Source organism: Lonepinella koalarum (genome assembly GCF_004565475.1).
Lineage (GTDB): Bacteria > Pseudomonadota > Gammaproteobacteria > Enterobacterales > Pasteurellaceae > Lonepinella > Lonepinella koalarum.
Map to the genome: position 1 here is coordinate 46915 of NZ_SRHX01000012.1, position 14990 is coordinate 61904.

At 39.0% G+C, this 14990-nt stretch carries 12 protein-coding genes; 9 read left to right on the top strand and 3 right to left on the bottom strand.

Annotation, left to right across the window (positions count from 1 at the left end; translation table 11 throughout):
* Positions 1 to 29: 29 nt before the first annotated feature.
* From E0709_RS11375 to E0709_RS11390, 4 genes are read left to right on the top strand one after another with little or no spacing between them, the layout of a single operon-like run.
* Entirely contained in the window at positions 30 to 947 is a 918-nt protein-coding gene (locus E0709_RS11375) for a SphA family protein (protein WP_132302566.1), read from the top strand.
* 42 nt (positions 948 to 989) lie between these two features.
* Positions 990 to 1652 (top strand): CoA transferase subunit A, encoded by a 663-nt coding sequence (locus E0709_RS11380; RefSeq protein WP_132302565.1) that lies wholly within the window; start codon positions 990 to 992, stop codon positions 1650 to 1652.
* 3 nt (positions 1653 to 1655) lie between these two features.
* Entirely contained in the window at positions 1656 to 2285 is a 630-nt protein-coding gene (locus tag E0709_RS11385; RefSeq protein ID WP_207905254.1) for a 3-oxoacid CoA-transferase subunit B, read from the top strand.
* Between the two features lie 18 nt (positions 2286 to 2303).
* Positions 2304 to 3467: a thiolase family protein gene (locus E0709_RS11390; protein ID WP_132302563.1), complete on the top strand. Its 1164-nt coding sequence runs from the start codon at positions 2304 to 2306 to the stop codon at positions 3465 to 3467.
* Positions 3468 to 3519: 52 nt separating this feature from the next.
* Here E0709_RS11390 and torA read toward each other — a convergent pair whose 3' ends face one another.
* The 3 genes from torA to uvrA form a co-directional block, all read right to left on the bottom strand.
* The gene (gene torA, locus E0709_RS11395; protein WP_132302562.1) at positions 3520 to 6003 is read right to left on the bottom strand and encodes a trimethylamine-N-oxide reductase TorA; all 2484 of its coding nucleotides are present in this window, start codon (positions 6001 to 6003) and stop codon (positions 3520 to 3522) included.
* A gap of 10 nt (positions 6004 to 6013) precedes the next feature.
* Positions 6014 to 7135: a NapC/NirT family cytochrome c gene (locus E0709_RS11400; RefSeq protein ID WP_132302561.1), complete on the bottom strand. Its 1122-nt coding sequence runs from the start codon at positions 7133 to 7135 to the stop codon at positions 6014 to 6016.
* A 261-nt stretch (positions 7136 to 7396) separates the two neighbouring features.
* The gene (uvrA, locus tag E0709_RS11405; protein WP_132302560.1) at positions 7397 to 10228 is read right to left on the bottom strand and encodes an excinuclease ABC subunit UvrA; all 2832 of its coding nucleotides are present in this window, start codon (positions 10226 to 10228) and stop codon (positions 7397 to 7399) included.
* Positions 10229 to 10377: 149 nt separating this feature from the next.
* Between uvrA and E0709_RS11410 the strand changes: the two genes are divergently transcribed.
* From E0709_RS11410 to dld, 5 genes are all read left to right on the top strand, one after another.
* Entirely contained in the window at positions 10378 to 10896 is a 519-nt protein-coding gene (locus tag E0709_RS11410) for a single-stranded DNA-binding protein (RefSeq protein WP_132302559.1), read from the top strand.
* Positions 10897 to 10966: 70 nt separating this feature from the next.
* A complete protein-coding gene (gene tsaC / locus E0709_RS11415; protein ID WP_132302558.1) occupies positions 10967 to 11512 on the top strand; it encodes an L-threonylcarbamoyladenylate synthase type 1 TsaC in 546 nt (181 codons plus the stop codon).
* Between the two features lie 3 nt (positions 11513 to 11515).
* A complete protein-coding gene (aroE, locus tag E0709_RS11420) occupies positions 11516 to 12325 on the top strand; it encodes a shikimate dehydrogenase (RefSeq protein ID WP_132302557.1) in 810 nt (269 codons plus the stop codon).
* Complete coding sequence (locus E0709_RS11425) at positions 12325 to 13047, top strand: MgtC/SapB family protein (RefSeq protein ID WP_132302556.1); 723 nt, start codon at positions 12325 to 12327, stop codon at positions 13045 to 13047. Before aroE ends, E0709_RS11425 begins: the two co-directional genes overlap by 1 nt.
* A gap of 30 nt (positions 13048 to 13077) precedes the next feature.
* Positions 13078 to 14760, top strand: coding sequence for a D-lactate dehydrogenase (gene dld / locus E0709_RS11430; protein WP_132302555.1), 1683 nt, complete (start codon positions 13078 to 13080; stop codon positions 14758 to 14760).
* Positions 14761 to 14990 lie beyond the last annotated feature (230 nt).

Below are 14990 nucleotides of genomic sequence, written 5' to 3' on the forward strand. Positions count from 1 at the left end.
ATTAGATTTTTAAACTAAGAGGTGGGAGTATGGCACGCAATAGTTTTAAAACTTCTTTATTTGTTATGGCATTAATGACAAGTTTTGGTGTTAATGCTCAAGAGGGTGTATCACCATTACAACCCGGAACTACAACGGGTAATCCTGCGGGTGCTTTACCTCCACCAGGTGTCTATTTCGGTTATGATGTGGACTATGAATGGGGTAAATTACATTCACAAAATGTTCATATTAAAGCCCGTAACGTGAGTATGGTAGCCTCATTAGTATGGTCAACCCCCTATAAAGTGTTAGGTGCTAATTATGCAATGGGTATTGCTCAACCCTATAAATTTGCACATACCACGTTAAATACACCAGTAGGTGAAAGCAAATATTCTAATAATGGTTTAATGAGTACAACTATTATGCCGTTATTGCTTTCTTGGGATTTGGGAGAAGGATTTCATTTAGGCACTGGAGCTGCATTTGTATTTAAAAATGGTAAACATGCCACAGAATGTACTGGTGGAGATTGTAGCAATACACCGAAGAATTTAGCCAATCGCTATTATACTATTCAACCTAATCTTGCTTTAACTTATTTTAAAGATAACTGGACATTCACAGTTAATAATATCTTCGACTTCAATTCTAAAAATAAGAAAACAGATTATCGCTCGGGTAATACCTATTATTTAGATTTAACTGCGGTCAAACGTATTGAGAAATGGACAGTAGGAGCTATTGCGAATTGGACAAAACAATTTACCGACGATAAAAAATCAGGTGTTGTAGTTCAGGGGCTTCATTCGGAGGGAAGTCGAATTGAACACGTTATGTTAGGTCCAATGGCGGGTTATGATTTTGGCGCATTTTCCATTAATGCAAGATTCTTAGCATCCGTTCATTCTAAAAATGATCCTAAAATGCGGTTTTTCCATGTAGGTGTATCTGTTCCCCTATAGAAATAACATATTGTAATAAATAGATAAATTAGGAATTTTTATATGATAAAAAATAAAATCTATTCAAAAGCAGAAATTGCGGAAAAGTTCTACGATGGTATGAAATTAATGGCAGGTATTTTTGCTTGTAAAGGTTGTGCCGATAAATTAGTAGATATTATTGTCGAAAAAGGCTGCAAAAATATTGAACTCATTGCCAATGATGCAGGTGATCCCGGAATTGGTTTGGGGAAACTTTATGATGCACATTTAGTCTCTGTGGCAAATCATTCACATATTGGTATGAATCCCTATGTGACAGAATTAGTTAACCAAGGAATTGTAAAAGTAAACTTAATTCCACAGGGTACTCTGGCTGAAAAAATTCGTGCTGGTGGCTCAGGTTTAGGCGGTGTATTAACAAAAACAGGCTTAGGTACGATTGCACAAGAAGGCCGTGAAATAATTAATGTGGATGGTCAGGATTATATTTTTGAAAAACCATTCCGCGCTGAAATCGCAATTGTTCGTGCAGCTAAAGCAGACAAAATGGGAAACCTAGTTTACAAAGGAGCAGCTCGCAATTTTAATCCTTTAGTCGCAATGGCAGCTGATTTAGTTATTGTTCAAGCGGATGAAATAGTTGAAATTGGAGAAATCGATCCTGAAACAGTCATTACCCCGGGTGTATTTGTTGATATGATTTTGAGTAATGAGGAGGAATAAATTATGGCAGATTCAAAAATACTTATTGCACAAAAAATTGCTAGTTTTTTTAAAGCAGGTGATGTTGTTAATTTGGGGATTGGTATTCCTGGATTAGTTAGGGAATATATTGTTGATGGTGTCCAGCTTCACGCTGAGAATGGTTTGCTTGGTTATGGTGGATCACCAAAACCGGGCGAGGAAGAACCTAACTATGTGAATGCGGGTGGGCAAATCGTGACTTTATTGCCCGGAGCTTCGGTATCAGATAGCGCTGGGGCGTTTGCTCTAGTACGGAGTGGGAAATTAACCGCCGTTGTGTTAGGCGCATTACAGGTAGATAGTGAAGGGAGCATTGCTAACTGGAGTATCCCCGGTGGTCGTATTATGGGGATGGGCGGTGCAATGGATTTAGTATCAGGTGCAAAACAAGTCATTGTTGCGATGGAACATAATGCCAAAAACGGTACAAGTAAAATTTTAGATGTATGTACTTGGCCATTAACCGGTTATAAAGTAGTGGACATCATTGTGACAGAACTTGGTGTTTTTGATGTGACACCGGAAGGTTTGATGGTTCGTGAATTATTTGAAGGCGTAACCAAAGAAGATGTCATCAAACGTACTGAAGCAAAATTAATTTTTAAAGCATAATTAATAGGGGAAAATAAAATGCGTGAAGCAGTCATTGTATCAGCAGTAAGAACACCTGTCGGCCGTTGTAGAGGAGCATTAGCACCTGTTAAAGCATGGGAACTTGGCGCCTTAACCGTTAAAGAAGCCGTTAAACGTTCTGGCATTGATCCAAATGAAATTGATGAAATTATTTTTGGTAACTTATTAAATACAGATTGTGTAAATATGGCTCGCGTAGTAGGACTAGCGGCTGGATTACCGATTACAGTCCCCGGAATTACCTTAAATCGTCAATGTGCCTCTGGAATTAATGCGATTGCTTATGCAGCGGCATTAATTCAAGCCGGTTATGGAGATGTCATGGTGGCCGGTGGAGTGGAAAGTGATTCAACCCGTTGTTATATTATGGATAAACCAACTGATGGTTATCAAGTACGCCCGCCATCTTGGACAATCCCAATGTCAGCGCCCAAAGAAGTTGATGTCCCCATGGGAATAACAGCTGAAAATTTAGCTAAAAAATATGGCTTAACTCGCCAAGAATGTGATGAGCTTGCAGTAGAAAGTCATCGTAAAGCCGCAATTGCTTGGGATAACGGTTATTTTAATGAGCAAATCGTACCTGTTACGGTCAAAACTCGTAAGAGCGACATGATTTTCAGTAAAGATGAGCCATTACGGATAGATTGCAATTTAGCATCTTTAGCAAAACTTCCACCAGCTTTTATTAAAGATGGGATTGTTACAGCTGGTAATAGTTCTCCTATGAGTGATGGTTCCGGTGCAGTGGTTGTAATGGAACGTAAAAAAGCAGAAACTTTAGGCTTAAAAATCTGGGCCAAAGTATCTAGCTTTGCAGCTGTAGGCGTTGATCCTTCTATTATGGGTATCGGTCCTGTTTATGCAACACAAAAATTGTTGAAAAATTTAGGTATGTCTCTTAATGATATTGATCTTATTGAAATGAATGAGGCTTTTGCAGCTCAGTCTATTGCCTGTATTAAAGAGCTTAATATGGATATTAATAAACTCAATGTCAATGGTGGAGCGTTAGCCTTAGGACATCCATTAGCAGGCACTGGTGGTATTTTAGCCACCAAATTAGTTTATGAATTAGAACGTCAGAATTTAGGTACCGGTTTAATTACATTCTGTGCTGGTGGTGGACAAGGGTTTTCTGCATTACTTGAACGTGTTTAAGTTTTTAATAAAAAATTGAGTTCCCTTACAGAACTCAATTTTTATTATCTCATTATGCTACCATCTTCGGCTGTTTAAATACCGTTACTTCCGGTGGTGTTCCGGTAAATTTTTCTACTTGCACAATACAAGTATTCGGTGAATTACCTTGAGCCAGTTTGGATGTACCTTCATCTCGAGTCAATACATTCGGACAACCATTTTTGCATAATGGTTTGTCGGATTTTCCCAAATCTAACGGATCATACCAAGCCCCTTCATGTAAGGCTAATGTCCCTTTAATTACGCCATCAGTCACTACCGCTCCAGCTAACACTTGTCCACGTGGGCTTTCAATTCGTACAATGTCACCATCCACAATACCACGTACTTTCGCATCATCAGGATGAATTAACACTGGTTCACGATCATTTACTGTATATTTTTGACGTAAGGATGTGTGAGCTAATTGACTGTGTAAACGATAATATGGATGTGGTGTCACCAATGCTAATGGGTATTGTTCAGTCACATTACCAGCAAATTCTTCTGGCTCAAACCAATAAGGATGCCCTTTGCAATCATCGTAATTCATTTTAGCAATCACATCAGAAAAAATCTCAATTTTACCTGATGGTGTACCCAACGGATTGAGCAATGGATCCTGACGGAATGGCTCATAACGTACCCATTTTTTCGCTTTTTCACTCACAGGGAATGTAATAGGCTGATTTTCTTCCCAAAATTTTTCGAATCTAGGCATGACAACGCGGTTTTGTCGAGCTGCCGTAAAAGCATCCATATAGAACGACTTCAACCAAGCCATTTCAGATTTTCCTTCAGTAAATTTTTCTTCTACCCCTGCTCTTTTGGCTAATTCGTGGAAAATATCATAATCACTTTTCGCTTCAAATTGTGGTTCAACCACCTGTTTCATTGGATAAATATGTAAAGAAGAATAATCACCGCTCATGGTTAAATCATTACGTTCATAGCTTGTCGTCACAGGTAATACAATATCAGCCATACGAGCAGTTGGTGTCCAATTAATTTCATTCACAATAATAGTTTCTGGTTTTTGCCATGCTTTCACCATTAAATTAGTATCTTGATGATGTACTAATGGATTCCCTCCTGTCCAATAAATTAATTTAATATCAGGGTAAGTAATTTCAGTGCCATTATATTGAATAGTTTTACCTGGATTGAGTAAAGCATCTGATATTCTCGCTAATGGAAAACTAATACTTGCAGCTTTGGTTAACCAAGATTGCCCAGTATTCGAGCTGTTTTCTTCTAACGTCCCAGAAATAGAACTTAAATTTCCTCCTGTGGCAGTGGGTACCCCGCCATTGGAATAATGGTAACTTAAACCAAAACCGCCTCCCGCTAATCCAATTTGACCGAGCATAGCCGCTAGAGTTACTAACATCCAATGGGTTTGCTCTCCATGACGTTGACGCTGCATCCCCCATCCTGCCATTAACATTGTACGTTTTGAACTAAAATCTTGTGCGAGTTGTTTAATAACTTCTGATGGGATACCTGTAATGTTGGCTGCCCACTCTGCATTTTTAGGTTGTCCATCCGTTTTACCTAATAGATATGGTTCAAATTTATCATAACCTTTAGTATATTTTTTAAGAAAGGCAAGATCATGTTTTTGTGTTTCAACCAATGTATAAGCAATACCGAGCATTAATGGCACATCAGTGGCAGTATTGATTGGAATCCATTCTGCACCTAAATAATCACAACTTTCACTACGTACAGGATCAATACAAATAATACGCTTACCTGTCTGTTTAAATTTTTGGAAATATTCAATCCCTTTTTGATCGGTGGATGTCCAAGCAATTCGCATCGTACTAATTGGATTAGCGGACCAAAGTACGATAATATCGGTACTTTCTAAGATAGTTTCCCACGAAGTTTGTTGTTCATAAACCTCAATGGTACCTAACACGTGGGGCATAATGACTTGAGCTGCCCCAGTGGAATAGTCTCCTTTATGACCAACAAACCCACCTGTTGCATTTAAATAACGGTGTAATAGCGTACGGCTTGAGTGCAATGAACCCGAGCTTTTCCAACCATAAGACCCGCCGAAAATATTTTCAGCGCCTCCTTCTGTTCGCACGCGTTTCATTTCACTCGCCACTAAATCAAAGGCTTGCTCCCAAGAAACACGTACCCATTCATCGTGACCACGTAAGCTAGTATCTTTGTTGCCATCTAAATAACCTTTGCGTACCATCGGATATTTTACTCTGGTTTCGCTATAAAGCTGATCCGGCACAACGGATTGCAATTCATTAACCAAGGCAGGTTCAATAGCGGGTCCTGATTTTACCGCTTTACCATTTTCTACCACGACTCCTAGTGGTCCCCAATGAGCGGCGGTAACAATGGTTTTACTCTCTGTCACAGCATGAGCCTTACCGCTAAAAATAGCATTAACCGTACCACCACTTAAGATAGTTGCGCCAGCCATGCTCAATGAAGAATTTTTCAGGAAATTACGGCGATCGTTATCAATTTTGTGTTGTTTTTTCATCATTTTCACCTTATTTTTCGCTTTTATCTTTAGCATTACGTTGTAAATAAATAGTAACGGCTCGCACATCGTTTTCGGTCATAGAAGTACGATCTTTCATAGAGTTAACGACACCAATCCATTGATTAGCCGTATAATGCTCCGCACCAATAGCCGCGTGACATGTACTACAATGGGTTTGATTTAAGTTATTACCAAGCGCATTTAAAGAATTACTATCTGATGTCACCGCACTTTTGGCTACATTTACCACTAAACTCACTTCTTTCCATTCAGAATCCGTCACCTCATCATGTACGCTTTTAACTACTTGCACTTTTTCTTTCGCTTCATCACTTAATACTGCCACATTAATACGTTTACCCAACTCCATATAGATTAAACTTTCAGCACCTGCCTGTTGCCAACCTTTCACTGTTGCAATTAACTGCTCACCTTGTTCTTGCCAATCATTGAGTTCTGCATAAGGCATTAAACGAATTTCTTCACCTGAAACCAGCGTAGCATTGGTTAGTGTTAATGCATAAAGTGTTTTATCTGCTACATTAAATTGTCCAGCATGTTTGGTTAATTCCCCTAAAGCGGCTCCATTATCAACAGGCATTTCAGGCATAAAATGTGCAACACCCTTATGGCAATCAATACAGGTCTGATTATTTTGTTGAGCTTGCAAGTGCATTTTTTGGGCGTCTTCTTTTTGTTCAGAAAACTCCATTGCATCAAAGCTATGGCAACTACGACAAGTGGCAGAATCATTGGATTTTAAATCATCCCATACTTTTTGGGCCAATTCTAAACGATGGGTTTCATAGGCTTCTTTATCCGGCAATTTATTAGTAATGGTGTACCATACATCTTTTAACGCAATAAATTTGGCTTTGACATAATCTAATCCATCATGCGGAACATGGCAGTCAGAACACTCTGCGCGAATCCCTTTACTATTCATAAAATGCACCGAGCCTTCCCATTCTGCTTTTGGATGCTCCATTGAGTGACAACTCACACAAAATTCCGTTGAGCTGGTAGCTTTCATAATGGATTGCACGCCAAACAGAGCTACCGCTCCTACAATCATTAACCCAATTGCGGTTAACCAAGCTACTTTTTTCTTTTTCTGTCCTTGTGACATAGTTCACCCCCATATTTAGTTATATAAAAAATATTATAACGAAACCACATTAATTGTAAGGTTATTATATTAACCTTAATTATTGATGGCAAAAGGGATGTTTAGTAAAGAAGAATAAAAGAAAGAATTGATGATCCAAATCAATAAAAATAACGATTGCGTTATAAACATCAAGAAATAGCGAAATCTTATGCTATTTTAATAATGAAAAGAAATAAAAACACATCGCACTTTAACGCAAAAGTGCGATGTGTTTGCTTGCTATGACATTTTCAAAATCCCTTGCAAAAATCTCGCCGTATGCGATTTTTTATCTTTCATCACTTGTTCTGGCGTGCCTTTGGCGATAATTTCACCGCCACCACTACCTCCTTCTGGACCAAGATCTACAATCCAATCAGCAGTTTTGATCACGTCTAAATTATGTTCAATCACCACAATGGTATTGCCTTGATCACGTAAGCGGTGCAATACTTCGAGTAATTGTTTAATATCCGCAAAATGTAAACCCGTAGTGGGTTCATCTAGAATATACAAGGTTTTCCCTGTATCTCGCTTAGACAATTCGGTGGCTAACTTTACTCGTTGGGCTTCGCCACCAGATAGCGTGGTAGAAGATTGCCCTAAGCGAATATAAGACAAACCTACATCCATCAGGGTCTGCAATTTACGAGCAATTACAGGGATGGCATCGAAAAATTCGCGGGCTTCTTCCACAGTCATATCTAACACTTGATGAATGGTTTTACCTTTGTAGCGGATTTCCAAAGTTTCACGGTTGTAGCGTTTTCCTTTGCAGTGGTCGCACGGCACATATACATCAGGCAAGAAGTGCATTTCTACTTTTAATACGCCATCGCCTTGACAGGCTTCACAACGCCCACCACGCACATTAAAACTGAAACGACCCACGTTATAACCCCTTGCTCGGGATTCTGGCACACCTGCAAATAGTTCACGAATGGGGGTAAATAAACCGGTATAAGTCGCTGGATTGGAACGCGGAGTACGTCCAATCGGGCTTTGGTTAATGTCGATCACTTTGTCGAAATGTTGCAAGCCATCAATGGATTCATAAGGCGCGAAGTTAATATTATCTGCACGGTTTAATGCATTTTGTGCTAACGGGAATAAGGTATCATTAATTAAAGTGGATTTACCCGAACCTGACACCCCCGTAATACAAGTAAACAAGCCCACCGGAATTTCTAAATTTACCGATTTCAGATTATTTCCTGTGGCACCGTTTAAGCGTAAAATTTTGCTTGGATCAAGTGCGGTGCGTTTTTCGGGAATTTTGATAGTTTCGACCCCTGACAAATATTTGCCTGTAATGGAATGGGGATTTGCCATAATTTCTTGAGCGGTACCTTGTGCAATGACTTCACCACCATGAACCCCCGCCCCCGGTCCAATATCAATAATATGATCTGCTGCTCGAATGGCATCTTCATCATGTTCCACTACGATCACAGTATTGCCAAGATTCCGTAAATGAATCAACGTGTTAAGCAAACGTTCATTATCTCGTTGGTGCAACCCAATGGACGGTTCATCTAACACATACATCACACCCACTAAACCGGCACCAATTTGGCTGGCTAAACGAATCCGTTGTGCTTCGCCACCGGAAAGGGTTTCTGCCGAACGAGAAAGGGAAAGATAGTTCAAGCCTACATTGACTAAGAAAGAGAGACGTTCTTTAATTTCTTTCAAAATTTTTTCCGCAATTTTAGCTTTTTGTCCAACTAATGTCAGTTTCTCAAAAAACTGCAAGGCTTCGCCAATGCTCATTTCTGATACATCCGGCAAGTTGGTTTGTCCGATATAAACATGGCGAGCTTCTGGTCGTAAACGTGAACCATCACAATCTATACAAGGACGAGTGCTAATATTTTTGGCTAATTCTTCACGTACAGACATTGATTCCGTTTCTTTATAACGGCGAGCCATATTATTTAAAATTCCTTCAAAAGGATGACGACGGATAACTTTATCGCCCCGATCATTTAAATAACTAAACTCAATTTCTTCTTTACCCGAACCATACAGCACAATATCGTGAATTTTTTTCGGTAGTTTTTCAAATGGGGTTTCTACATCAAAATCATAATGTCTGGCTAAAGATGTTAACATTTGATAATAATAGAAATTACGCCGATCCCAACCTTTAATAGCCCCACCGGCTAAAGAAATAGACGGATTTTGCACGACGCGTTTTTCATCAAAAAATTGTTGTACGCCTAAACCATCACAAGTGGGACAAGCTCCGGCTGGATTATTAAAAGAAAATAACCTCGGTTCTAATTCTGGTACGGAATATCCACAATGGGAACAAGCAAAATTTGCAGAAAAAACCCATTCTTCGGCTTTTTCATCTTCCATATTAGCGACAACAGCGGTACCACCGGATAATTCTAGAGTCGTTTCAAAGGATTCTGCTAATCTGGTGGCTAAATCCGGTCTGACTTTAAAACGATCAACTACCACTTCAATGGTGTGTTTTTTCTGCAATTCTAATGTCGGAGGATCGGATAAATCACAAATTTCACCGTCAATTCTAGCTCGAATATAACCTTGAGCAGCAATTTGTTGTAAAATCTTCACATGCTCACCTTTGCGAGCTTTCACTACTGGGGCAAGCAACATCATTTTGCTATTTTCAGGCAAACTCAATACCTTATCTACCATTTGTGAAATAGTTTGAGCCGCCAATGGTTCATTGTGCGTTGGACAACGTGGTTCGCCCACTCGAGCAAACAGCAAGCGTAAATAATCGTGAATTTCCGTTACCGTTCCTACCGTTGAACGAGGATTGTGCGATGTGGATTTCTGTTCAATGGAAATTGCGGGTGAAAGCCCTTCAATGCTGTCCACATCTGGTTTCTCCATTAAGGAAAGAAACTGCCGAGCATACGCCGACAAACTTTCTACATAGCGACGTTGCCCCTCTGCATAGAGTGTATCAAAAGCTAAAGATGATTTTCCCGACCCCGATAATCCGGTAATAACGATTAATTTATCACGTGGAATGGTTAAGTTAATATTTTTTAAATTATGGGTTCTTGCCCCTCGAATGTCTATTTGATCCATTGTCTGCCCCATAGCAGTACGAAAAAAGTAAAATTTTGGAAAGCATATCACATATTTTAATCTCTGTTAAAATAACCAGTAAAAAATATGGATTTTTTTTTTATTTTAGGGCAGAATATTGTCTAAATTAACCATTAATCGAGGAAATTATGGCAGGAGTTAATAAAGTCATTATCGTTGGTCGCTTAGGTAACGACCCGGAAATTCGTACCATGCCAAACGGCGATGCAGTCGCCAATATTAGTGTTGCGACGAGTGAAAGTTGGAATGATAAAAATACTGGTGAACGGCGTGAAATCACTGAATGGCATCGCATTGTGTTCTATCGTCGTCAAGCGGAAGTGGTGGGTGAATACTTACGCAAAGGTTCACAAGTTTATGTCGAAGGTCGTTTACGTACCCGGAAATGGCAAGATCAGAGCGGACAAGATCGTTACACCACTGAAATTCAAGGCGATGTCATGCAAATGTTAGACAGTCGCAATACAAACCAAGGTGGATTTAACCAAGATAACGGTGGCTTTGCCGGCAACGGTAATTTTGCTGGGCAACAATCTGGTAGTTATTCACGCTCAACATCTGCACCTCGTCAACCTCAGCAAACACAAAAAGTAGCGCCCGTAAATGAACCTCCTTTAGACAATTTTGATGATGATATCCCGTTTTAAACAATAATAAATTTACGAAGAAACGCTGGTTTATTCTAGCGTTTCTTTTTATTTTAATTAACATAAATATATGAACACATTAGTTAACTTACTCAAATCTGATCACGTCATTGCTTATCCTACCGAAGCCGTATTCGGTTTAGGTTGTAATCCGCTAAGCCAAACTGCGGTGGAAAAATTATTAATTTTAAAACAACGCTCGGTGGAAAAAGGGTTGATTTTAGTGGCACCAGATATAAATTTTTTGTTACCATTTATTGACACAAAAAATTTCACGTCACAGAACTGGGAGAGATTACAAAGGCAATATGATCACCCAACCACTTGGGTGGTACCCGTTCGCACGGATGTACCACAATTTTTGACTGGAAAATTTAATAACATTGCGGTTCGTTTGTGCCGTCATCCAGCAGTGGAGCAATTATGTTATGCCGCTGGTTTTGCCTTAACCTCAACCAGTGCTAATTTGACTGGCTTACCGCCCTGTAAAACAGCAGCAGACGTGCGGTCACAATTTGGTGAAAATTTCCCTGTGTTAGATATGCCAGTAGGCAATGCAACAAATCCATCAGAAATTCGGGATTTATTTACTAATCAATTATTTAGACAAGGATAACAAATGGATAAATATGCGGTGTGGGGCAATCCAATAGCCCAAAGTAAATCTCCTCAGATTCATCAGTTTTTTGCTCAACAAACTAGGCAGAAAATGGAATATGTGGCAATATTAGGGGATGAAGTTCATTTTGAATCCCAACTTCTGGCATTTTTTGCAGCGGGGGCAAAAGGATGTAATATTACTGCCCCTTTTAAACAACGTGCTTATCAACTTGCGCAAGTGTATAGCAAACGAGCATTAACCGCAGGTGCCTGTAACACACTGAAAAAATTAGATAATGGTGAACTCTATGCAGACAATACAGATGGTGCTGGATTAGTCAGTGATTTACAACGTTTAGATTGGTTAAAACCCAATCAGTCTATCTTAATTTTAGGGGCGGGTGGGGCAACGCAAGGCGTATTATTACCTTTATTACAAGCTCGACAAAATATTACGATTGCTAACCGCACTTTAGCCAAAGCACAAGATTTAGCGGATAAATTCGCACAATATGGTAAAGTAAGTGCGGTGCAATTAAACGACATTCCCGCGCATCAATTTAATTTAGTGATTAATGCGACATCTTTAGGATTACAAGGGCAAACTGCTCCGATTAATCAAGACATTCTGAAATTAGCTCATGCCGTTTATGATATGCAGTATGCTAAACAATGTGACACGCCATTTATAGCTTGGGCAAAATCTCTTGGCGTACAGAATCTCAGTGACGGTTTTGGTATGTTGGTAGGGCAAGCCGCTCATTCTTTTGCGTTATGGCGTGGTGTTATGCCAGACGTTACTTCCCTAATAATACAAGAGATAATCTAATGGAATATATACAAACTTTATTTTTAGATCTGGTCAGCTCATCACATTTTATTATTTTAATGAAATTATGCGTTGCCATGTGTCTAGGTGGCATCATTGGTTTAGAACGTGAATTAAAACGTAAACCTGTCGGGGTAAAAACCTGTGTCATTATTTCTATTACGACCAGTATTTTAACCATTGTTTCCATTCAATCGGCAGAATATTATGCGGAAGCCTCACAAAATATCCGTACCGATCCGATGCGATTAGCCGCACAAGTAATTAGTGGCATAGGTTTTCTTGGTGCGGGTGTTATTTTACGTAAAAGCAATGATGCCATTTCAGGCTTAACCACCGCTGCGATTATTTGGGCCGCAGCGGGAATCGGTATTGCATCAGGGGCTGGCTTTTTCTTTGATGCTATTCTTGCGACCTTGATGATTTTTATTGCCATTCGTTTAAGTCCAATTGTGCAACGTTATGTACAGCGTCACCGTCCTCCAGATATTAAAGCGACTTTAACGGTTCATCTCAATGATATGGCTGGTATTAGTAAAATTAAAACCTTATTTGCACAACAACATTGTGATATTGAGGATATGAATATTAAGGATTTATATCATGGGGAAATTAAGTTGGATTTACGAGCTGATTTAGAAGATAAAGAAATTTTACATCGTCTTTACGGTGAAATTAAATTGATTCCAGAAGTACTTGGGGTTGATTTGGAAAGTAAATAATACAATAAGCTATTTTATAAGGAATTCGTTATGACAACACAACTTATCGCAGAACTTAATCAAATTGTTGGTAAAAACTACGTTATTACCGATCCTGCTAAAAATGAACAATATCGGAGTGGCTATCGTTTCGGTTCGGGTAAAGCTATCGCTGTAGTTCGTCCTGCAACCTTAATTGAATTTTGGCGAGTATTAAAAGTCTGTGTTGCCTCAGATGTTATTGTTATTTCACAAGCAGCTAATACTGGATTAACCGGTGGCTCAACCCCAAGCGGTAATGATTATGATCGTGATATTGTGATTATTAATGCTATGCGAATTAATGGTATTCAACTGATAAACAATGCGCAACAAGTAGTGTGTTTACCCGGTTCGACATTGAACGAACTAGAACTGTTATTAAAACCACATCAACGTGAACCCCATTCGGTGATTGGTTCATCTTGCATTGGTGCTTCTGTCATTGGCGGAATCTGTAATAATTCCGGAGGGGCATTGGTGCAACGTGGTCCAGCTTATACTGAAATGGCAGTTTTTGCTCAATTAGATGAAAAAGGCGAATTGTCTTTACATAACCATTTAGGTATTGATCTTGGTGACAATCCAGAACAAATTTTACAGAATTTACAGGCTGGTAATTATCGTCCTGAACAAATTCAACAAACTGAAAAACGTGGACATGACCATGCCTATTGTCATCATGTTCGTCAAGTGGATGAAGATAGCCCCGCTCGTTTTAATGCTGATCCTAATCGACATTATGAAGCATCTGGGTGCGCTGGTAAATTGGCTATTTTTGCGGTACGGCTTGATACCTTTCCATTAGAAAAAGACACCGCTGTTTTTTATATTGGAACGAATCAAACCGATGTACTTAATAATATTCGTCGTCATATGTTAAGCAATTTTCGACAACTACCTATTTCAGGCGAATATATTCATCGTGATGCCTTTGATGTAGCGGCAAAATATGGCAAAGATACCTTTTGGGTGATTAGAAAATTTGGTACTCATCGACTTCCAGCGTTATTCGCCTTAAAATCAAAAGTGGATCGTTTCGCTAAAAAAATCGGATTACAGGATTTCAGCGATAAATTACTGCAATTTGGATCTAAGTTTATTCCACAGCATTTACCCAAAAGTTTACGTCAATATCGAGACAAATATGAACATCATTTAATTATAAAAATGGGCGGAACAGGGATACAAGAAGCTCGAGATTATTTAACGCATTATTTTAATGATCCAAACCATGGTGGCTATTTTGAATGTGATGCCAATGAAACACAAGCTGCTATGTTACATCGTTTTGCGGTTGCATCTGCCGCCATTCGTTATCGAGCCATTCATGCTGAGGAAGTTGAAGATCTCGTTGCACTTGATATTGCACTAAGACGGAATGACGATCAGTGGTTTGAAACCTTACCTGATGAAATTAACCAGAAAATCAGCCATAAACTCTATTATGGACATTTTATGTGTTATGTATTTCATCAGGATTATATTGTGAAAAAAGGTCATGATTGTTATGCTTTAGAAGAAGAAATGTTAGCAATATTAGATAAACGAGGAGCCAAATATCCGGCTGAACATAATGTTGGACATTTATATGAAGCAAAACCTGAACTACGTAAATTTTATCGCAACCTTGATCCAACGAATAGTTTTAATCCGGGCATAGGGAAAACATCTAAGAAAAAATATTGGGCTTAGCTACCTTTATTTAATATATAAAAAGAGTGCGGTGGAAAACTCACAATTTTTCTACCGCACTCTTTTATCTTTCTATTTCGCTATCTAGGTATAATTGGCTAGAAATTATGCCTATTGGACAAAATGGTTGCTATTTAGTATTTTCTTTCACTGAATAGCAACTTTTCTTATTCAAAAAATCCTGTATAAACAAGATCTTATTCTTTGTTTTTAGACCGCTGTGTACTGCT